Below are 19,463 nucleotides of genomic sequence, written 5' to 3'. Positions count from 1 at the left end.
CGCCGAGCATCCTGTTTGGCCTCACGTTTGTCAGGAAGCCGCGACCTTGAACCTGCGTTCGCTGATCGTCGCCGTGCTGTTGGTCGTGGCGGGATGCGCCACGCCTGAGCGTGCGCCTGTCAGACAACCCCCGATCATCGTGGCGCAGGCCACCTGGCAACAGGTGGATCGGGAGATCGTAGCGGCCTCCCGGTCGGCCACCGAGCAAGCCAAAGTCTTCGCGCGTGGCTCCATGGAGCATTGGCGCACGCGAATCTACGAGCAGACTGAAGAGAACTTCATCCCCTGGTTCAGCAGCTACTGGACCCAGGAATGGATGTCGATGAAGGTCAGCTGGTACACCATCAGCGCCAAGGGTGAGCAGGACGCCTCGGCCAATCGTCTCGCGCAGTACCTGCTTGATGAATACCAGGAAAGGGTGCTGGCGCCGGTGGCCGTCGAGGTCGACCCGGATGCGATTCTGCATCAGGCCACCGAGTTCTACGTGCAGCTCATGGGCCAGCAGCTGCAGGTGATTGCCCAGCGTCATCGCGTGCCCATGGACCAGCTCAACGCCCGCGCCAACAAGATCCCGGCCATTGCCCTGGGCCCGCCGGCTGCGCGGGACGCTTCGCTTTATCAGGTCATTCACACCGACCTCAATACACTGCCGGCGTATTCGGCGCTGATCGAAAAAATTCACGTGGCCGGTGGTGACAGGGGCGTGGGTTCGACGGATACGGCCATGGCGCCCGTGGCCAAGCGTGCCAGTCAACGCATGGAGGCCGAAATGGCCCCGCGCGGCGCCGCCAGTGCCGTGGCCGCAGCGGCCGGCAAGCTGGCGGGAGGCCTGATCACCGTGGGGGTGGCGGGCATACGCGCAATCATCCGGGCCAACGACCGCCCCGACAGCGAGGCGCTGATCCGCAGTAGCCTGGGCAACACCTTCGACAAGGCCTGGCAGAAGCTGGTGCAGAACCCGACGACCGGAGTGATGGCCGGCACCTTGTATATGGCGGGGCAGGTGGAGGGGAACCTTGGCGGGAGGGTCGAACAGCCGTCGGTCGGATCCCAAGGCGCAGCTGTCGACTGGAGCCCGACGGAATCGACTATCCAGCAGCTCGACCCTCTACCCCCGGCAGGAGAATAACCATGTCTTACGTTGATGGCTTGATCGCTGCGGTACCCACCGCCAATCGTGAAAAATTCAGGAAACACGCCGAGTCTGCCGCGGTCATCTTCAAGGAAAACGGTGCCTTGAGCGTTGTTGAATGCTGGGGCGATGATGTGCCCGACGGCAAGGTCACGTCGTTCCCCATGGCGGTGAAACTCAAGGAGGACGAAACCGTGGTGTTTTCCTGGATCGTCTGGCCGGACAAGGCCACCCGCGATGCCGGCATGAACAAGCTCATGTCCGACCCGCGCATGCAGCCGGACGTCAACCCGATGCCCTTCGATGGCCAGCGCATGGTGTTCGGCGGATTTAACATCATCGTGCAGGCCTGAGGCCGGGCGCAGGGTCACTCCGCCGACGGGGTGATCCTGCAGCTCTTGCGGTTGCGGATTTCGATGTCCGTCGGTCGCTCTTTGATAAACTCAAAACGCGGTTCACCTTCGCTATAGTGAACCAGCCATCCCCAGTCCAGCTCGGACTCGTCCTGACCCGGCCGCGGTGGCATTGCCCACCAGGGTTCCTTGCTGATGATCTCTCGCATGACCCGCTCCCGTTGATGGGGTTGTCTGAACTATAACTTGCCTATCAGGAGCTGCCAGGCATGAGCGACGAAGCCCACGAGCCGACCAAGCGGCTGTTTTTCGCCCTGGACTGCGCACCTGCCCAGCGCAAGGCCATCGCCCAATGGCGCAGCGCGCTGCAATTGAGGACCGGGCGCCCGGTGCCGGCGGAAAATTTTCACCTGACACTGCTGTTTCTCGGTTCGGTCAGCGTGGCGCAGATCGCCGAGATCTGCACGGCGGCTGGCAAGGTTGCGGTGCCGGATGAGCCCCTGCGGGTTGAACTTGATCGCCTGGATGCCTGGCGTCGGGTGGGCGCGCTGGTGCTGGCGTCGGAGCAGGCACCTGCGCCGTTGCTGCGCCTGGTGTATGGGCTGGAACAAACGATGCTGCCGTTCGGGCTGGAGAATGCGCCGAAGGAGTTCCGCCCGCACCTGACGCTGATGCGCGATTACCGGGCGCAGGTGCCCGAGTCAGCGACGCCACCGGCGTTTTTTCTGCGGGCTGATCGATTCGTTTTGTTTGAGTCCCACAAGGGGCGTTATCGGGCGCTGGCTGACTGGCCGTTCGGCGGCGCATAAAAAAAGCGCCCGAGGAGGGCGCCAAATTCACCTGAGCCGAGGGAGCCAGGTGAGGCCGTTCTTCATGAAAGAAATGCAGCGGTGGTAAGGCGCTGCCGGAACGGAAAATTTTTGCCGGAGGTACCCGTAGGAGCTGCCGCAGGCTGCGATCTTTTGATCTTCATAAGGCCAGAACAGATCAAAAGATCGCAGCCTGCGGCAGCTCCTACATGAGCAGTCGTGCTATTTGCCGAGCTTTACCCGGGTCCAGCCCCGTGTCATCACCCGCTGGACCCCGATCGGCATATCCGGAATGGCATACAAGGTCGCGATGACCGCCTGGGACGGGTACGACCCCGGGTCATCGCGAATCGCCTCGTCCACCAATGGCGTCGCCGCCGAATTGGCGTTGCTGTAGCCGATGTTGTTGGTGATCTCGGCAATGATGTCCGGGCGCATCAGGAAATTCATGAACAGGTAGGCGTTGTCGACGTTCGCCGCGTCCCGGGGGATCGCGACCATGTCGTAGAAACTGCCGGCGCCTTCCTTGGGAATGCTGTAGTCGACCGTCACCTTGCCGCCGGCCTCCTGGGCGCGGGCCTTGGCCTGCAGCACGTCGCCGGAGTAACCGACGGCCACGCAGATATTGCCGTTGGCCAGGTCGGAGATGTACTTGGAGGAATGAAAGTACGCCACTGATGGCCGAATCTTCATGAACAGCGCCTCGGCTTCGGCGATCTGCGCCTTGTCCTGGGAGTTCACGGGATAACCCAGGTAGTGCAGGGCGGCGGGGAGCATTTCAGTCGGTGAATCGAGGAAGCTGATGCCGCAGGCTTTGAGCTTTTGCGCATTTTCCGGTTTGAACAGCAGGTCCCAGGAATTGGTCGGGGCGTTGGCGCCGAGTACTTCCTTGACCTTCTGCGGGTTGAAGCCGATGCCGATCGAACCCCACATGTAGGGGAAGGCATGCGCGTTATTCGGGTCGCTGGCGGAGGCGTTTTTCAACAGCACCGGGTTGAGGTTTTGCCAGTTCGGCAGCTTCGACTTGTCCAGCTCCTGATAAACGCCAGCCTTGATCTGCTTGGCGAGGAAACTGTTGGACGGCACGACGATGTCGTAGCCGGATTTGCCGGCGAGCAGCCGTGCCTCCAGGGTTTCGTTACTGTCGAACACATCGTAGGTGACACGGATACCGGTCTCGTCTTCGAACTTCTTCACGGTGTCCGGGGCGATGTAGTCCGACCAGTTGTACACGCGCAGCACCTTGTCATTGGCCTGGGCGCCGGTGGCGATTGCGCCTGATAAAGCCAGTATCAGCAAAGTCCTGCCAAACATTTTCATCGATACAACTCCATTTCTTTTTATTCAAAAACGCAAAGCAACATTGCAATCAACCTAAAACCGTCCGCCGACGTCCCCGTCACTCCCCAGGACCCTATCGGACCCTATCGGACCCCGCCGGACCCCGTAGGAGCTGTCGAGTGAAACGAGGCTGCGATCTTTTTTGCTTCTATAGAAGCGAAGATCAAAAGATCGCAGCCTGCGGCAGCTCCTGCATCAAGCGGTGGCGCCCACCGTTTGCTTACCAGGCTGCCACGACTCGCTGGCCGTCTGGTCCATCGCTTCCTGGATCGCGCGTTTGCGCGTGGCTTCAGCACGACGACTAAAATACCAGACCATGAACGTCACGATCGACACCGCCAGCAGAATCAGGCTGGCGACCGCATTGATCTCAGGTTTCACCCCCAGGCGCACCGCCGAGAACACTTCCATAGGCAGGGTCGTCGAGCCTGGCCCGGAGACGAAGCTTGCCAGCACCAGGTCATCCAGCGACAGGGCAAACGACATCATGCCGCCGGCCGCCAGTGACGGCGCAATCATCGGAATGGTGATCAGGAAAAACACCTTGAACGGCTTCGCCCCCAAGTCCATGGCGGCCTCTTCGATGGACAGGTCCAGCTCCCGCAAGCGGGCGGAGACTACCACCGCGACATAAGCAGCACAAAAGGTGGTGTGGGCGATCCAGATAGTGACGATGCCACGCTCCATCGGCCAGCCGATCAACTGCGCCATAGCGACGAACAGCAGCAACAGCGACAGGCCCGTGATCACTTCCGGCATCACCAGGGGCGCCGTGACCAGGCCGCCGAACAGAGTGCGACCCTTGAAACGGGTGACCCGCGTCAGCACGAACGCCGCCAGGGTCCCCAGCGCCACCGCCGCAATCGCGGTGTAGCAGGCGATTTCCAGCGAGCGCAGCACCGAGCCCATCAGCTGGGTATTGTCGAGCAGGCCGACGTACCACTTGACCGACCAGCCCCCCCACACCGTCACCAGTTTCGAGGCGTTGAACGAGTAGATCACCAGGATCAGCATCGGCAGATAGATAAACGACAGGCCGAAAATCAGCATGAACTTTGAAAATCCGAAGCGTTTCATCCCCGACCCTCCATCTCTTTGGCCTGGCTACGGTTGAACAACAGGATTGGCACAATCAGGATCAACAGCATCACCACCGCCAGGGCGGAAGCCACCGGCCAGTCACGGTTGTTGAAGAATTCCTGCCACAGCACGCGGCCGATCATCAGGGTCTCAGGGCCGCCGAGCAGTTCCGGAATCACGAACTCGCCGACCACTGGAATGAACACCAGCATGCAGCCGGCAATGATGCCGTTCTTGGCCAGCGGCACGGTGATCTTCCAGAAGTTGTTGAAGTTGCTCGAGCCCAGGTCAGAGGCCGCTTCCAGCAGGCTGTTGTCATGTTTGACCAGGTTGGCGTACAGCGGCAGCACCATGAACGGCAGGTACGCGTACACCACGCCGATGTAGACAGCGGTGTTGGTGTTGAGGATCTCGATCGGGTGCGAGGTCAGGCCGGTCCACATCAGGAAAGCGTTGAGCAGCCCGTTGTTGCTGAGGATGCCCATCCACGCATACACGCGGATCAGGATCGCGGTCCAGGTCGGCATCATGATCAGCAGCAACAGCACGTTTTGCGTTTCCTTGCTCGCCTTGGTGATCGCGTAGGCCATCGGAAAACCGAGCACCAGACACATCAGGGTGCTCAGGAACGCCACCTTGAGCGAACCCAAGTAGGCTGAGATGTACAGCTCGTCCTGGGTCAGCAACGAGTAGTTGCCAAGGTTGAGCAGCAGCTGGAATTTCTGCTCGGCGAAGGTGTAGATCTCCGAGTACGGCGGAATGGCCAGGGCCGCTTCCGAGAAGCTGATCTTCATCACCAGAAAGAACGGCAACAGGAAGAACAGGCACAACCACAGGAACGGAATACCGATGACCAGTTTGCGCCCGCTGGGCACCAGTCTGAGGAATTGCTGGTTGAAGGTTCTCATGAGCGCAGTACCACGCCGCTGTCGTCTTCCCACCACACGTAGACTTGGTCGTCCCAGGTCGGGCGCGCGCCACGGCGTTCGGCGTTGGCCATGAACGACTGCACGATCTTGCCGCCGGGCAATTCAACGTAGAACACCGAGTGGCCCCCGAGGTAGGCGATGTCGTGGACCTTGCCCTTGGACCAGTTGTAGCGGAACTCTGGTTGAGTGGTGCTGACCAGCATTTTTTCCGGGCGGATGGCGTAGGTGATCGACTTGTCCTGGACCGAAGTGCTGACACCGTGGCCGACGTAGATCTTCTGCTCCAGGTCCTTGCTGTGAATGATCGCGTGACCCTCGAGGTCCTCGACCACGGTGCCTTCGAAGGCGTTCACATTGCCGATGAATTCACACACCATGCGGCTGACCGGTGCTTCGTAGATGTCCACCGGGCTGCCGATCTGGGCGATCCAGCCCAGGTGCATGATCGCGATGCGCTGGGCCATGGTCATGGCCTCTTCCTGGTCGTGGGTCACCATCACGCAGGTCACGCCGACTCGCTCGATGATCTCCACCAGTTCCAGTTGCATCTGCGAGCGCAGCTTTTTATCCAGTGCGCCCATCGGCTCATCGAGCAGCAACAGCTTCGGGCGCTTGGCCAGCGAGCGGGCCAGGGCCACGCGCTGACGCTGGCCGCCGGACAGTTGATGTGGCTTGCGTTTGGCGTATTGGGTCATGTGCACCAGGCGCAGCATTTCCTCAACGCGGGCGTCGATTTCGCTGGCAGGCAAACGGTCCTGCTTGAGGCCGAAGGCAATGTTCTGCGCCACGGTCATGTGCGGGAACAGGGCGTACGACTGGAACATCATGTTGATCGGCCGTTCGTACGGCGGCATGTCGGTGATGTCGACGCCGTCGAGCAGAATGCGTCCTTCGGTCGGCCGCTCGAAGCCTGCGAGCATGCGCAGCAGGGTCGATTTGCCGGAGCCGGAACCGCCGAGCAAGGCGAAGATCTCGCCTTGATGGATCTCTAGCGAGACGTCATCGACTGCGGTGGTTTCGTCGAATTTCTTGGTGACGCGGTCGACTTTCACCAGCACCTTTTTCGGTGCCTGGTGACCTTCAAGAGCCTTCCTGTAGATGCTGGAGGCGTTTGCCATGTGAAACTCCCAACAGGTTTCAGTCGTCGGGCCAACGCGGCCTGACTTAAGAGTGAATTGCAAACCTGGGCTGTCAGCTGATGGCGACCCCTGTAGGAGCTGCCGAAGGCTGCGATCTTTTGATCTTGAAGAACAAAGTCAAAAGATCGCAGCCTTCGGCAGCTCCTACGGGGGCTACCCCATCGGCCCTGGCTTGTTCGGCGCCGCCATCCTGGCTGCCTGGGTCGTACTTGTTGTTATCGCAGTGTGTTGTTTCGCCAGTCACGGGTGCGCAAAGACGCACCCGCAGACTCACGGGGGCAGTAAAGGGTTGATGTCAGGTCAGCGAGTGTTACGCAGCGCGGCCCGTTGCCGGCACGCGTTGCCAAACGCCTGGAAAATACTCAAGTACGGCGGATTCGCCAGCACCTGCCACTCCGGATGCCACTGCACCCCGAGCGCGAACGCCGGGCTGTCCTGCACCGAAATCGCTTCGATCAAACCGTCCGGCGCAACCGCTTCGGCGCGCAGCCCGGGTGCCAGTCGATCAATGCCTTGGCTGTGAATCGAATTGACCATGAACTCGGCGGGCAACTGCAGCGCTTCAAACACGCCGCCCGGCTGGGTGGTCACGGCATGGGCCGGTGCGTACTGCACGGCCAGTTCCGGGCTGTCCGCTTCGCGGTGATCGAGCATGCCCGGCAGCTCATGGACCTTTTGATGCAGGCTGCCGCCGAACGCCACGTTCATTTCCTGAAAGCCGCGGCAAATGCCCAGCACCGGAACGCCCGCGGCAATGGCCGCACGCAACAGGGGAAGGGTGGTGGCATCCCGCGCCGGGTCGTGATCCGTGCCGGGGGCGCTGGCCGGGCCTTGATAGTGGAAGGGTTCCACATTCGATGGCGAGCCGGTCAGCAGCAGGCCGTCGAGTTGCCCGAGCAGGTCCTCGATATCGATCAGCTCAGCCAGGGAAGGGATGACCACAGGCAGCCCCAACGCAGCGACGCTGACAGCACGCAGGTACTTGTCGCCGCTGATGTGATAGGGGTGCAGGCCAATCTGTTTGACGCACGCAGTAACGCCGATCAATGGCTTGAATGCCATTTTTATCACCTCGAAGTTTCACACTTGAACGAGCTTTTCCGGAGCTTAGCCTTGTTGATTTTAATTAACAACTCCCATGTAAAAAATTCTAAACGCCGCGCGTCTGATCCTTAGGGAATGCGCGGTGTGCGCGGGCGATTTGGCACTCTCGTCCCCGTAAAAGGCCCGAAAATAAAGCTTTACAGGCCAGGTGTTCGCTATTGACTTCACTTGGCCTTTCGGATTGACTGGGCTCGCAACAAGGTAGTGAACATAATAATTAACAGCTAATAGGTGCATCATGTCGGTCCCTCTGCGTACCGTTCAACTCAACGAAGCAAACGCATTCCTTAAGAAATATCCTGAGGTTTTGTACGTCGACCTTCTGATTGCGGATATGAACGGTGTGGTGCGCGGCAAGCGCATCGAGCGCACCAGTCTTCATAAGGTTTACGAAAAAGGCATCAACCTCCCGGCGTCACTCTTCGCCCTGGACATCAACGGCTCTACGGTGGAAAGCACCGGCCTGGGTCTGGACATCGGCGACTCTGACCGGATCTGTTTCCCCATCCCTGGCACCCTCAGCATTGAGCCGTGGCAGAAGCGCCCAACCGCGCAACTGTTAATGACCATGCACGAACTCGAAGGCCAGGCGTTCTTCGCAGACCCCCGCGAAGTGCTGGCCAACGTGGTGCGCAAGTTCGACGACCTGGGCCTGACCATCTGCGCCGCCTTCGAACTTGAGTTCTACCTGATTGACCAGGACAACGTGAACGGCCGTCCGCAGTCGCCGCGCTCACCGGTATCGGGCAAGCGTCCGGTGTCTACCCAGGTGTACCTGATCGACGACCTGGACGAGTACGTCGACTGCCTGCAAGACATCCTCGAAGGCGCGAAGGAGCAGGGCATCCCTGCTGACGCCATCGTCAAGGAAAGCGCCCCGGCGCAGTTCGAAGTGAACCTGCATCACGTGTCCGACCCGATAAAGGCCTGCGACTATGCGGTGTTGCTCAAGCGCCTGGTGAAGAACATCGCCTACGACCACGAGATGGACACCACCTTCATGGCCAAGCCGTATCCGGGCCAGGCGGGCAATGGTCTGCACGTGCACATCTCGATCCTGGATAAAGAAGGCAACAACATCTTCGCCAGCGAGGATCCCGAGCAGAACGCCGCGCTGCGACACGCGATCGGCGGTGTGCTCGAGATCCTGCCGGCGCAGATGGCGTTCCTGTGCCCGAACGTCAACTCGTACCGTCGCTTCGGCGCGCAGTTCTACGTGCCGAACTCGCCCAGCTGGGGCATCGACAACCGTACCGTGGCGGTGCGGGTACCAACCGGTTCGCCAGACTCGGTGCGCATCGAACACCGCGTTGCCGGGGCTGATGCCAACCCGTATCTGCTGATGGCGTCGGTTTTGGCCGGCATTCACCATGGCCTGACCAACGAAATCGAACCGGGCGCACCGGTGGAAGGCAACAGCTACGAGCAGAACGAGCAGAGCCTGCCCAACAACCTGCGCGACGCATTGCGCGAGCTGGACGACAGCGAAGTCATGGCGCGCTACATCGACCCGCTGTACATCGACGTGTTCGTGGCATGCAAGGAAAGCGAGCTGGCCGAGTTCGAGAACTCCATCTCGGACCTTGAGTACAACTGGTACCTGCACACGGTTTGATTGGCCAACACCCATCTTTGATGGCGGGCAAATAACCCTGTAGGAGCTGCCGAAGGCTGCGATCTTTTGACTTTGCTTTTTAAGGATCAAAATCAAAAGATCGCAGCCTTCGGCAGCTCCTACAGGGCATTCATTCCAACGATCACTAATTTCCTGCGTCGAGTCACAACCATGACAAACACCCGCAGCGACTGGGAGCAACGCTTCCAGTCACTCTCCATCGAAAGCCGCGCCTTCATCGACGGCCAATACCGCGCAGCGCTCAGCGGTGACACTTTCGAATGCATCAGCCCGGTCGATGGCCGCTTTCTGGCCAACGTCGCCAGCACCGACGAAGCCGACGCCAACGAAGCCGTGGCGGTCGCGCGCCGTACTTTCGATTCCGGCATCTGGGCCAATCTGGCACCGGCCGAACGCAAGCGCATCCTGATCCGCTTCGCCGACCTGATCCTGGCGCACCAGGAAGAACTCGCCCTGCTCGAAACCCTCGACATGGGCAAGCCGATCAACGACTCGATGAACATCGACATCCCGGCGACCGCCAACGCGATCCGCTGGAGCGCCGAAGCCATCGACAAGATCTACGACGAAGTCGCCGCCACGCCCCACGACCAGCTTGGCCTCATCACCCGCGAACCTGCCGGTGTCGTGGCGGCGATTGTGCCGTGGAATTTCCCGCTGATCATGGCCAGCTGGAAGTTCGCCCCGGCGCTCGCCGCCGGCAACTCGTTCATCCTCAAGCCTTCGGAAAAATCGCCACTGACCGCCATCCGCATCGCGCAGCTTGCGCTTGATGCCGGCATTCCCAAAGGCGTGTTCAACGTACTGCCGGGCTTCGGTCATACCGTCGGCAAGGCCCTGGCGCTGCACATGGACGTCGATGTGCTGGCGTTCACCGGCTCCACCGCGATTGCCAAGCAGCTGTTGATCTATTCCGGGCAAAGCAACATGAAGCGCGTCTGGCTCGAAGCGGGCGGCAAGAGCCCGAACGTGGTGTTCGCCGACGCGCCGGATCTGCGCGCGGCGGCCCAGGCGGCTGCGGGTGCTATCGCTTTCAACCAGGGCGAAGTCTGCACCGCTGGCTCGAGGTTGCTGGTAGAACGCTCGATTCGCGAGCAGTTTATTCCGCTGCTGGTGGAGGCACTGCAGGCCTGGAAACCGGGGCACGCCCTGGATCCGCAAACCACTGTCGGTGCCGTGGTTGATCAGCGTCAACTGGACAACGTGCTGCGTTATATCCAGGTCGGTAAAGACCAGGGCGCGCAACTGATCGCGGGCGGCAGTCGCACCCTGGAAGCCACCGGTGGGCTGTATGTGGAGCCGGCGATTTTCGACGGTGTGACCAACGCCATGACCATCGCCCGGGAGGAAATCTTTGGCCCGGTGCTGTCGCTGATCACCTTCGATACCGCTGAAGAAGCGCTGGCCATCGCCAACGACAGCATCTTCGGCCTGGCGGCGGGTGTCTGGACCAGCAACCTGAGCAAGGCCCACACCTTCGCTCGCGGCCTGCGCGCCGGTAGCGTGTGGGTTAACCAGTATGACGGCGGCGACATGACGGCGCCGTTCGGCGGGTACAAGCAGTCGGGTAACGGTCGGGACAAATCGCTGCATGCGTTCGACAAGTACACCGAACTGAAAGCGACCTGGATCAAGCTCTAAACCCTATAAAAAGCGACGGTCGCCGGCACATGCCAGCGGCCATCGGAGAAACCTATGAAACAGACACATGTAAACAGCTACTACGCCGCCACCCGCAACTTCACCGGCGACTTCCCGGTGCTGGAACACGCGGTGGACTGCGACGTCTGCGTGATCGGCGCCGGCTACACCGGTTTGTCCTCGGCACTGTTCCTCTGCGAGGCGGGCTACAGCGTGACCGTGCTCGAAGCCGCCAAAGTCGGTTTTGGTGCCAGTGGTCGCAATGGCGGGCAACTGGTCAACTCCTACAGCCGCGACGTCGACGTGATCGAAGAGCGCTATGGCGACAAGACCGCCGAAGTGCTCGGTAGCATGATCTTCGAAGGCGCAGACATCATTCGCCAGCGCATACAGCACTACGACATCCAGTGCGACTACAAGCCGGGCGGTATTTTCGCTGCGCTGAACAAGAAGCAGCTCAAAGGACTGGCCGAGCAGAAAAGCAGCTGGGAACGCTACGGCAACAAGAACCTGAAAATGCTCGATGCGGCCGATATCAAGCGTGAAGTCGGTTGCGACAATTACGTCGGCGGCCTGCTCGACATGCAGGGCGGCCACATTCACCCGCTTAACCTGGCGCTCGGCGAAGCCTCGGCGATCATCGGCCTGGGCGGCAAGATCTACGAACAATCGGCGGCGGTGGAAATCACCTATGGCGAGCCGATTACCGTGCGTACGGCCAAGGGCGTAGTGCGCGCCAAGTACCTGCTGATCGCCGGCAACGCCTACCTGCCGCAGGGCCTCGACAATCGAGTGACCAGCAAAAGCATGCCGTGCGGTTCGCAAATCGTTGTCACCGAGCCGTTGTCCGAACAGGTGGCGCGCAGCCTGATCAAGAACAACTACTGCGTCGAAGACTGCAACTACCTGCTCGACTACTACCGCCTGACCGCCGATAACCGCCTTCTGTACGGTGGTGGCGTGGTCTACGGTGCACGCGAGCCGGACGACATCGAACAGCTGATCAAGCCGAAGATCCTCAAGACCTTCCCCCAGCTCAAGGACGTGAAGATCGACTATCGCTGGACCGGCAACTTCCTGCTGACCATGTCGCGCATGCCGCAATTTGGTCGCATCGAGAAAAACGCCTACTACATGCAAGGCTACAGCGGCCACGGTGTCACTTGCTCGCACCTGGCCGGCAAACTGATCTCGGAAATGATCCGCGGCGACGCCGAACGCTTCGACGCCTTCGCCTCCTTGCCGCACATGCCCATGCTTGGCGGGCGCACCTTCCAGGCCCCGCTGACCGCCATGGGCGCCGCGTACTACGCGCTGCGTGATCGCTTCGGTATCTAAAGCAGGCGCCTCCCTGTAGGAGCGAGCTCGCTCGCGATGGGCGTCAACGATAACGCGTGCTGTCTGCATGAACGTGTTGTCTGGACGTTCTTCGCGAGCAAGCTCGCTCCTACAGCAACACCCCCAAACGTGATTTAATACCCGACTTTCAAATCTCCGGGACAGGGAAGCGGTACCTTCGCGGCCAAAAGTCGCCCGCCATCCACCCCCATAACCCTTAAGTTTTCCTCGCATAAGGCTGTCATGGACACGGGCTCACGACTCAAACTAGTACGCGAAAGCTACAAACTCTCCCAGCGCGAGCTGGCGCGGCGTAGCGGCGTCACCAACGCGACCATCTCCCTGATCGAACAGAATCGCGTCAGTCCCTCCGTCAGTTCCCTGAAAAAACTGCTCGAAGGCATCCCCATGTCCCTGGCGGACTTTTTCACCTTCGACCAGCCGCCCCGCGAGCACCAATACGTCTTCCGCGCCAGCGAACAGCCGGATCTTGGCCGTCACGGGCTGCGGCTGCTGCTGATCGGTGCTTCGGTGCCGAGTCGGCAGATGCGCCTGTTGCGCGAGCAGTACGCACCTGGGGCGAGCTCGGGGGAAGAGCCCATCGTGCATTCGGAAGGCGAGGAGTGTGGGCTGGTGACGCGCGGCACGGTCGAGTTGACCGTCGATGGCCAGATCAGCGTGCTCAATGCGGGCGATGGCTATTACTTCCCGACGACGCTGCCGCACCGCTTCCGCAATATTGGCCAGGATGAAGCGGAAATCATCAGCGCCAACACCCCGGCCAACTTCTGATATCACTGCGGGCTGCAGCAGGTGGCGAAGGCTGCGTCCGCAGCTCGCTATGTCACAGGCGGCTCCAAGCCACGCTGTTCGATTCTTGCGGCAGGAGGGGATTTCCTACGCCATTTTCGGACGCCAAAGATCAAAAGATCGCAGCCTTCGGCAGCTCCTACGGGAGGTGTGTGTCAGTTGAAATAACGAAGCCCCGAATCGTCGGGGCTTTTTTTGATTTATTGGCGAGTGTCGCCGGCTTTACTGCCTGGCCTGTGGTGAATGCGGGTTACGGGCCGTGTGCTTGGGTCCAGCCACGGCCCATGCCAGCAATCCGAACAGTGGCACAAAGACGATCACCACGATCCATACCAGCTTGTTACTCGACTTGCCCTCGGCTTTACGCACCCGATTAATCGCCCACAACTCGACCAGCACCAGAACTGCCGCGAGTACGATCCAGATCGTTTCGATTTGCATAAGCCACCTCCTGATAGTCCTTCAGTTAGGCGGGCAGGGGCGCTCAGGGTTCATTTTATTGGCGTACAGAGTTCCACCAGTGTCCCGTCGGGGCAGTTATTGGCTGTCACGGACCCATCGCGAGCAGGGCTCGCGCCCCCAGGGAGCCAGCGGTGCGGGTTAGATCGAGTTGGCCAGTTTGCCGGTGGAGAGGCGGCGCTTGTAAGCGGTGTCGCGATTGGCCAGCCAGTAATAGAGCGGCGAAGTGATCAGCAAACCGACCAGCCATGATAAGTCCGCGCCATTGATGTGCTCGGAAATCGGCCCGACGTACAGCGGCGTGTTCATGAACGGAATCTGCACCACGATGCCGATTGCGTAGGCCAGCAGTGCCTGTGGGTTGTAGCGGCCGTAGATTCCGCCATCCACCTGGAAGATGGAGTTGATGTCGTATTTGCCTTGGTGAATCGCGTAGAAGTCGATCAGGTTGATCGCGGTCCACGGCACCAGCACCACCAGCAGCACCAGCACCATGTCGACGAAGTGGCCGATGAAGTCCGCCGAGGCGCCGACGGCGGCGAAGCAGCAGCCGGCGAGGACGATGATCGAGATGGCGGCGCGACTTTTGGCGGTGGGGATCCAGCGGTAGGCGAAGGTTTGCACCAGGGTGATCAGCGACAGCACGGCGCCGTAGAGGTTAAGGGCGTTATGGCTGATGACGCTGAGCAGGAACAGCACCAGCATCAGTGGGCCGATGGAGCCGGTGGCGAGTTTGACTGCGTCCATGGTGTCCATGCCTGCGGGCGTGGCCAGCACAGCCACGGCGCCGAAGATAAACGACAGGCTGGAGCCGAGCACGGTGCCCAGGTAGGTGGTCCAGAACGTGGCGGCTACCGGCACGTTGGCCGGCAGGTAGCGCGAGTAGTCGGAGACATAGGGCGCGAAGGCGATCTGCCAGAGCGCGGCCAGGGACACGGTTGCCAGCCAGCCGGAGATGTTGAAGCTGCCGCGGGTGAGGAAATCGGCGGTCTGCACGTGGGTGAAAATGTAGCCGAAACCCAGCACGATGCCGGCACCGAGCACCCAGGTGCCGATGCGGTTGAGCACGTGGATGAAGCGGTAGCCAATGATGCCGATGATGCCTGAGCCAAGCGCGCCGATGACGATGCCCACCGGCACCGGCACGCTGTCGACCACGCCGTGCAAAGACTTGCCGGCCAGGACGATGTTGGAGGCGAAGAAGCCGATGTACATGATGCCGGCGATCAGCACCACCAGGAGCGCACCCAGTGAGCCGAACTGGGCGCGGCTCTGGATCATTTGCGGAATACCCATCTGCGGCCCCTGGGCCGAGTGCAGCGCCATCAGTACGCCGCCGACCAGGTGCCCAACGAGGATGGCAACGATGCCCCACACCAGGTTGAGGTGGAACATTTGCACGGCAAGGGCGCCGGTGACGATGGGCAGCGGCGCTATGTTGCCGCCGAACCAGAGGGTAAACAGGTCCCGGGTTTTTCCATGCCGATCTTCGGGAGGCACGTAGCCGATCGTGTGTTTTTCAATGAGCGGAGCTGAGGTTGCTGCAGAGGTGACCATGAGGAACTCCAAGGCAATTTGAGTACGTGGACGTACTTCGGTGAGCGCTGCCCGAGGGCAACGCTTTTCTTGTTGGAGTCGATGATGTGCGGTCGGGCGGGATAGATAAATTAGTAAGTTTGTTGGTATAGACGTTAAAAAAAGTAGGTCTGCGGGTGCGGTAAAAATGTGGGCGCGGGCTTGTTCGCGAAGGCGGACTGACAGTCGCTATGGGTGTTGAATGTCAGGCCATCTTCGCGAGCGAGCCCGCTCCCACAGGGAATTTTTGCAGGGAAGAAAGTTGCTCGAGCCGGGCTTTATCTGCAAATGGATAGCAGCATTCGTTGCAGCATTTGATCGCAGCCAGCGAGTTGGTCGAGGCTGACGAACTCGTCGGGTTTGTGGCCCTGGTCCATGCTGCCCGGGCCGCAGACGACGGTGGGTATGCCAGCGGCGTCGAACAGGCCGCCCTCGGTGCCGAAGGCTACGGTGGCGAACTCGCGGGAGCCGCAGAATGCGGCGAGCAGTTCTGCCGCTTCGCTGTGCGCGTCGGTCGCCAATCCCGGGTACGCCGACAGTTCGCTGAAGCTGATACCACTGTGCTCACTCACGGCGCGCATGCGCGGCAGCAGTTGCTGCTCGGCGTACAGCTGCAGCTGCTGCGCAACCTCGCTCGGATCCTGGGCCGGCAGCGCGCGAATCTCAAAGTCGAAACGGCAATCGGCGGGGACGATGTTGAGCGCCTTGCCGCCGCTAATGACGCCGGTCTGCACGGTGCTGAAAGGCGGGTCGAAACGGGCGTCCTGATGCTCGGGGGCTTTGAGCCGACTGCCGATCCGTCCCAGTTCGCCGATCAACTCGGCGGCGTATTCAATCGCGTTGACCCCGAGCGGCGCATACGCGGAATGGCAGGCCTCGCCGTGGATATCGCAGCGCATCGCCAGTTTGCCCTTGTGACCCAGCACCGGTTTCAACTCCGTCGGCTCGCCAATGATGCACAGCCTGGGTTTGACCGGTCGCTGCTGCAGCGCCTTGAGCAACGAGCGAACACCCAGGCAGCCGACTTCTTCATCGTAGGAAAGGGCAATGTGCACCGGCATGCGCAGATCCGCCTGCACCAGGGCCGGCACCAGGGCGAGCACGCAGGCGATGTAGCCTTTCATGTCTGCGGTGCCACGACCGTACAGCTTGCCCTCGCGCTCGGTCAGCGCAAACGGCGGCAGGGTCCACGGCTGGCCGTCGACCGGCACCACATCGGTGTGGCCGGAGAGGACGATGCCCGGCACATCCGCCGGGCCGATGCTGGCGAACAGATTGGCCTTGCTGCGCTGTTCGTTGTAGATCAGCTCGCAGGGCACTGAAAAATTCGCCAGGTAGTCGCGCACGAACTCGATCAGCTGCAGGTTGGATTCGCGGCTCGTGGTGTCGAACGCCACCAGGGTTTTGAGCAGGTCGACGCTGTGACTCATCGATCATCTCCAGCGACGCCATAGCCCGGGGACCTGTCGGGGGCGAGGGCGCGGTCGATGTAGTCCTGGACCTGGGGACGGTAGGCTTCCCAGAGCTTTTCCAGTTGCGCGATCGGCGCTTCGTCAGCCCAATCGACCCGCAGGTTGATGATCGGCCAGGTCAGTTCACCGACCACCACCAGCGCTGCGGAATGCACCGGCCCGGCTTCACCGCCTGCTTCGATCGCGGCGTTCATGGCGGTGATCAGGCGGTCTGCCAGTTGCCCTTCACCGTGTTCAAATGCGCTGACCATGGCCTCGATCACCGAACGGTCCGCGAGCATGTTGCCGGCAGCAACGCATTGCTCACCGGACACTGCATTGTGCTTGCCGAGGGTTTCGCTGCCGCTGAAATGGGCGGTGCGCCCCAGGTGGTCGATGGCGGTGATTTGCCGGTACTGGCTGTAGCCATTGCTTGTCAGCACCTTGTCCAGGGCTTCTGCGGGTGCCAGGCCCTGTTCCATCAGGGCCAGGGTTTCCGGGCCGAGGGAGGGCAGGGTGATGTTCTGTGTCGAGACGGCACCGACACCTGGCAGCAGCCAGGGGCAACGGGCGCCGACGGCGATGCTGGAGGAGCTGATGGCGATGCCGAACTGGCCGGTTTCGGGGCAGCGGGCGGCGATGGAGAAGGTCATGGGGGGGCTCCTAGGTTGGCCTTTTTTAGGGTGGTGTCTGAGCTGGCCTCATCGCGAGCAAGCTTTGCTCCCACAGTGGGAATCCCAGAGTGACTAGCTGTGGGAGCAAAGCTTGCTCGCGATGGCCGCGCCGCGGTCTTTACTGCGGAATCACCGCAATCACATCAATCTCCATCAACCACTGCGGCTGCCCCAGCGCCGACACCACCAGCCCGGTGGAAATCGGAAATACGCCTTTAAGCCATTTCCCCACCTCCTGATAGACCGGCTCGCGGTAACGCGGGTCGATCAGGTAAGTGGTGGTCTTGACGATGTGGCTCAGGTCGCTGCCGGCCTCTTCCAGCAACTGCTTGACGTTGCGCATGGCCTGCTCGGTCTGCGCCCGCGGGTCACCGAGGCCGATCAGGTTGCCCTCGAAATCGGTGCCGACCTGACCCCGGACATACACCGTATTGCCGGCGCGCACGGCCTGGCACAGGTCGTTGTCCAAACTCTGGTTGGGGTAGGTTTCCTTGGTGTTGAACATGCGAATACGGGTATGAGTTGGCGTGGACATGTGGAGCTCCTGAACAGGGAATTAGGCACTGATCGGCGTTTTGGACGCGATCGAAAGGGTCTCGGCCTGGCGCTGTGCGGCATTGTGGTAGTCGAGGTATGAGCGCTGGATGGCGATGTGGTCCGCGACGTATTTGGCGTCATGCCACACCCCCCAGATAAACGACGAACCGCGCCGGGACTGCCACGGCAGGCCGAGGAAATACACGCCGGGCTCGTTGGACACACCGCGCTGATGCCTGGGCTTGCCGTGCTCATCGAACGCGTCGACGTGCAGCCAGCTGTAATCGGTGGCGAACCCGGTGGCCCAGATAATCGAGGTCACGCCGGCCCGGGCCAGGTCAAGCTCGAGAATCGGCGTGGTCACGCAGTCCGGATCGGGGAAGGTGTGGCGCGCCTCGGGTTCATGGGGCAGGTCCAGGCCATTGCGTTCGATGTAGGCGTCGGCCGCGTCAAGCAGCGCCAGGTAGTTCTCGTCGCCGCGGGCCAGGTTCTCGGCCAGGTTCGGCCGAAACGTCGCCACGCTTCCGTTGAAGGCCTGGGTCAACCCCACCAGCGTCATGCCGCGATGAGCCAGGCCGCGGAAATCCACCGTCCGCCCGCCATGGGCACCACTGACGGCGATGGTCACATGCTCCCGACCGGGCTTCATCGCCGCCTGGTCCCACTCGCCGAGCACCCCCAGCCACCAGCAGAAATCCCGGTTGCGATAAGCGCGAGGCGGGCGGTCGTGGGCGCCCACCGAGAGGTAGACCTTTTTCCCGGCACGTTGCAGTTCATCGGCGATCTGCACCCCGGACGAGCCCGCGCCCACCACCAGCACTGCGCCTTCCGGCAGTTGCCCAGGGTTGCGGTAATCAGCGGAGTGGATCTGCAGCAACGGTGTATCTTGCGGTGCGATGGGCGGAATGACCGGGCGCTGGAACGGCCCGGTGGCCGCGACGACCCGGTTGGCTTCGATCACGCCTTGGGACGTTTCGATGGTGAAGCCAGGGCGACCGACATTGCGCTCGACCTTCAACACCTCCACCCCGGTACGCACGGGGGCATTGAATTTTTTCGCGTAGGCTTCGAAGTAGTCGGCAACCCGTTCTTTCGGCGCAAAGCCATCGGGGCTCAGGTCATCAAATTCGAGGCCGGGAAACCGATCGTGCCAGGCCGGGCCGTTGGCCACCAACGAATCCCAACGGCCAGTGCGCCAGCGTTCGGCAATGCGCTCACGTTCCAGCACCAGGTGCGGCACCCCGAGTTTGCTCAAGTGCTCGCTCATCGCCACGCCAGCCTGACCGGCGCCGACAATCAGCGTGTCTGTTTTTGTTATTTCAGTGGTCATCTCTCTACCCTTCGACATGGGATTCAGGCGCTGATGGCCTGCCATCTGTTGGGCTCAAGACTAGGGATGACCCTGGTATCGGTAAAATATTATTAAGCTGGCATTTGAGTACAAATAACTGAGGC

General features: G+C 61.2%; 19 protein-coding genes. 7 read left to right on the top strand and 12 right to left on the bottom strand.

Translation table 11 applies throughout. The features are described from left to right. Positions 1-46: 46 nt before the first annotated feature. Complete coding sequence (locus AAEZ09_RS16555; protein ID WP_045057646.1) at positions 47-1,129, top strand: hypothetical protein; 1,083 nt, start codon at positions 47-49, stop codon at positions 1,127-1,129. Positions 1,130-1,131: 2 nt separating this feature from the next. Further along, positions 1,132-1,485, top strand: a complete 354-nt coding sequence (locus AAEZ09_RS16550; protein ID WP_350600068.1) for a DUF1428 domain-containing protein — start codon at positions 1,132-1,134, stop codon at positions 1,483-1,485. A 14-nt stretch (positions 1,486-1,499) separates the two neighbouring features. Here the strand turns inward: AAEZ09_RS16550 and AAEZ09_RS16545 are convergent, their stop codons facing one another. Then, positions 1,500-1,694, bottom strand: coding sequence for a hypothetical protein (locus AAEZ09_RS16545; protein ID WP_045057648.1), 195 nt, complete (start codon positions 1,692-1,694; stop codon positions 1,500-1,502). A gap of 60 nt (positions 1,695-1,754) precedes the next feature. On the opposite strand from AAEZ09_RS16545, the gene thpR reads away from it, so the two are divergent. Beyond that, positions 1,755-2,294, top strand: a complete 540-nt coding sequence (thpR, locus tag AAEZ09_RS16540; protein ID WP_350600067.1) for an RNA 2',3'-cyclic phosphodiesterase — start codon at positions 1,755-1,757, stop codon at positions 2,292-2,294. A 222-nt stretch (positions 2,295-2,516) separates the two neighbouring features. On the opposite strand, the gene AAEZ09_RS16535 is transcribed toward thpR, so the two are convergent. The 5 genes from AAEZ09_RS16535 to AAEZ09_RS16515 form a co-directional block, all read right to left on the bottom strand. Then, entirely contained in the window at positions 2,517-3,614 is a 1,098-nt protein-coding gene (locus AAEZ09_RS16535; RefSeq protein WP_045057650.1) for a polyamine ABC transporter substrate-binding protein, read from the bottom strand. Positions 3,615-3,830: 216 nt separating this feature from the next. After that, a complete protein-coding gene (locus AAEZ09_RS16530; protein WP_045057651.1) occupies positions 3,831-4,712 on the bottom strand; it encodes an ABC transporter permease subunit in 882 nt (293 codons plus the stop codon). Then, positions 4,709-5,590: an ABC transporter permease subunit gene (locus AAEZ09_RS16525; RefSeq protein ID WP_205894213.1), complete on the bottom strand. Its 882-nt coding sequence runs from the start codon at positions 5,588-5,590 to the stop codon at positions 4,709-4,711. Before AAEZ09_RS16525 ends, AAEZ09_RS16530 begins: the two co-directional genes overlap by 4 nt. A gap of 29 nt (positions 5,591-5,619) precedes the next feature. Beyond that, positions 5,620-6,762, bottom strand: coding sequence for an ABC transporter ATP-binding protein (locus AAEZ09_RS16520; protein ID WP_205894210.1), 1,143 nt, complete (start codon positions 6,760-6,762; stop codon positions 5,620-5,622). Positions 6,763-7,083: 321 nt separating this feature from the next. Next, positions 7,084-7,845 carry a gamma-glutamyl-gamma-aminobutyrate hydrolase family protein gene (locus AAEZ09_RS16515; protein ID WP_045057654.1) on the bottom strand — a complete coding sequence of 254 codons (762 nt, stop codon included), beginning with the start codon at positions 7,843-7,845 and terminating at the stop codon, positions 7,084-7,086. Positions 7,846-8,125: 280 nt separating this feature from the next. Between AAEZ09_RS16515 and AAEZ09_RS16510 the strand changes: the two genes are divergently transcribed. From AAEZ09_RS16510 to AAEZ09_RS16495, 4 genes are all read left to right on the top strand, one after another. Further along, a complete protein-coding gene (locus AAEZ09_RS16510; RefSeq protein WP_350600065.1) occupies positions 8,126-9,502 on the top strand; it encodes a glutamine synthetase family protein in 1,377 nt (458 codons plus the stop codon). A gap of 171 nt (positions 9,503-9,673) precedes the next feature. Next, positions 9,674-11,164 carry an aldehyde dehydrogenase gene (locus AAEZ09_RS16505; RefSeq protein WP_350600063.1) on the top strand — a complete coding sequence of 497 codons (1,491 nt, stop codon included), beginning with the start codon at positions 9,674-9,676 and terminating at the stop codon, positions 11,162-11,164. 54 nt (positions 11,165-11,218) lie between these two features. Further along, complete coding sequence (locus AAEZ09_RS16500) at positions 11,219-12,502, top strand: NAD(P)/FAD-dependent oxidoreductase (RefSeq protein WP_350600062.1); 1,284 nt, start codon at positions 11,219-11,221, stop codon at positions 12,500-12,502. A gap of 243 nt (positions 12,503-12,745) precedes the next feature. Continuing rightward, positions 12,746-13,294, top strand: coding sequence for a cupin domain-containing protein (locus AAEZ09_RS16495; protein WP_045057658.1), 549 nt, complete (start codon positions 12,746-12,748; stop codon positions 13,292-13,294). Between the two features lie 240 nt (positions 13,295-13,534). On the opposite strand, the gene AAEZ09_RS16490 is transcribed toward AAEZ09_RS16495, so the two are convergent. The 6 genes from AAEZ09_RS16490 to AAEZ09_RS16465 form a co-directional block, all read right to left on the bottom strand. Beyond that, positions 13,535-13,753, bottom strand: a complete 219-nt coding sequence (locus AAEZ09_RS16490) for a PLD nuclease N-terminal domain-containing protein (RefSeq protein WP_122839556.1) — start codon at positions 13,751-13,753, stop codon at positions 13,535-13,537. 159 nt (positions 13,754-13,912) lie between these two features. Then, positions 13,913-15,328, bottom strand: a complete 1,416-nt coding sequence (locus AAEZ09_RS16485; RefSeq protein ID WP_045057660.1) for a purine-cytosine permease family protein — start codon at positions 15,326-15,328, stop codon at positions 13,913-13,915. Between the two features lie 296 nt (positions 15,329-15,624). Next, positions 15,625-16,776 (bottom strand): acetylornithine deacetylase, encoded by a 1,152-nt coding sequence (gene argE / locus AAEZ09_RS16480; RefSeq protein ID WP_350600060.1) that lies wholly within the window; start codon positions 16,774-16,776, stop codon positions 15,625-15,627. Beyond that, on the bottom strand, positions 16,773-17,450 hold the full coding sequence (locus AAEZ09_RS16475; RefSeq protein ID WP_045057662.1) for a DUF1028 domain-containing protein: 678 nt from the start codon (positions 17,448-17,450) through the stop codon (positions 16,773-16,775). The genes argE and AAEZ09_RS16475 overlap by 4 nt, the downstream gene beginning before the upstream one ends. Before the next feature lie 139 nt (positions 17,451-17,589). Further along, complete coding sequence (locus AAEZ09_RS16470; protein ID WP_045057663.1) at positions 17,590-18,006, bottom strand: RidA family protein; 417 nt, start codon at positions 18,004-18,006, stop codon at positions 17,590-17,592. Between the two features lie 21 nt (positions 18,007-18,027). Beyond that, entirely contained in the window at positions 18,028-19,338 is a 1,311-nt protein-coding gene (locus AAEZ09_RS16465; protein WP_350600057.1) for a flavin-containing monooxygenase, read from the bottom strand. Between the last annotated feature and the right edge of the window lie 125 nt (positions 19,339-19,463).

The organism is Pseudomonas sp. 65/3-MNA-CIBAN-0223 (genome assembly GCF_040310425.1).
Lineage (GTDB): Bacteria > Pseudomonadota > Gammaproteobacteria > Pseudomonadales > Pseudomonadaceae > Aquipseudomonas > Aquipseudomonas gregormendelii.
This window is presented reverse-complemented; position numbering and strand designations above follow the sequence as displayed.

What these genes read in the sequence shown, in the direction of transcription:
- AAEZ09_RS16545 (WP_045057648.1), bottom strand. Translation starts at nt 1,694, where the DNA reads ATGCGAGAGATCATCAGCAAGGAACCCTGGTGGGCAATGCCACCGCGG.
- AAEZ09_RS16485 (WP_045057660.1), bottom strand. Translation starts at nt 15,328, where the DNA reads ATGGTCACCTCTGCAGCAACCTCAGCTCCGCTCATTGAAAAACACACG.
- AAEZ09_RS16550 (WP_350600068.1), top strand. Translation starts at nt 1,132, where the DNA reads ATGTCTTACGTTGATGGCTTGATCGCTGCGGTACCCACCGCCAATCGT.
- AAEZ09_RS16475 (WP_045057662.1), bottom strand. Translation starts at nt 17,450, where the DNA reads ATGACCTTCTCCATCGCCGCCCGCTGCCCCGAAACCGGCCAGTTCGGC.
- AAEZ09_RS16495 (WP_045057658.1), top strand. Translation starts at nt 12,746, where the DNA reads ATGGACACGGGCTCACGACTCAAACTAGTACGCGAAAGCTACAAACTC.
- argE (WP_350600060.1), bottom strand. Translation starts at nt 16,776, where the DNA reads ATGAGTCACAGCGTCGACCTGCTCAAAACCCTGGTGGCGTTCGACACC.
- AAEZ09_RS16500 (WP_350600062.1), top strand. Translation starts at nt 11,219, where the DNA reads ATGAAACAGACACATGTAAACAGCTACTACGCCGCCACCCGCAACTTC.
- AAEZ09_RS16515 (WP_045057654.1), bottom strand. Translation starts at nt 7,845, where the DNA reads ATGGCATTCAAGCCATTGATCGGCGTTACTGCGTGCGTCAAACAGATT.
- AAEZ09_RS16470 (WP_045057663.1), bottom strand. Translation starts at nt 18,006, where the DNA reads ATGTCCACGCCAACTCATACCCGTATTCGCATGTTCAACACCAAGGAA.
- AAEZ09_RS16510 (WP_350600065.1), top strand. Translation starts at nt 8,126, where the DNA reads ATGTCGGTCCCTCTGCGTACCGTTCAACTCAACGAAGCAAACGCATTC.
- AAEZ09_RS16520 (WP_205894210.1), bottom strand. Translation starts at nt 6,762, where the DNA reads ATGGCAAACGCCTCCAGCATCTACAGGAAGGCTCTTGAAGGTCACCAG.
- thpR (WP_350600067.1), top strand. Translation starts at nt 1,755, where the DNA reads ATGAGCGACGAAGCCCACGAGCCGACCAAGCGGCTGTTTTTCGCCCTG.
- AAEZ09_RS16465 (WP_350600057.1), bottom strand. Translation starts at nt 19,338, where the DNA reads ATGACCACTGAAATAACAAAAACAGACACGCTGATTGTCGGCGCCGGT.
- AAEZ09_RS16505 (WP_350600063.1), top strand. Translation starts at nt 9,674, where the DNA reads ATGACAAACACCCGCAGCGACTGGGAGCAACGCTTCCAGTCACTCTCC.
- AAEZ09_RS16490 (WP_122839556.1), bottom strand. Translation starts at nt 13,753, where the DNA reads ATGCAAATCGAAACGATCTGGATCGTACTCGCGGCAGTTCTGGTGCTG.
- AAEZ09_RS16535 (WP_045057650.1), bottom strand. Translation starts at nt 3,614, where the DNA reads ATGAAAATGTTTGGCAGGACTTTGCTGATACTGGCTTTATCAGGCGCA.
- AAEZ09_RS16530 (WP_045057651.1), bottom strand. Translation starts at nt 4,712, where the DNA reads ATGAAACGCTTCGGATTTTCAAAGTTCATGCTGATTTTCGGCCTGTCG.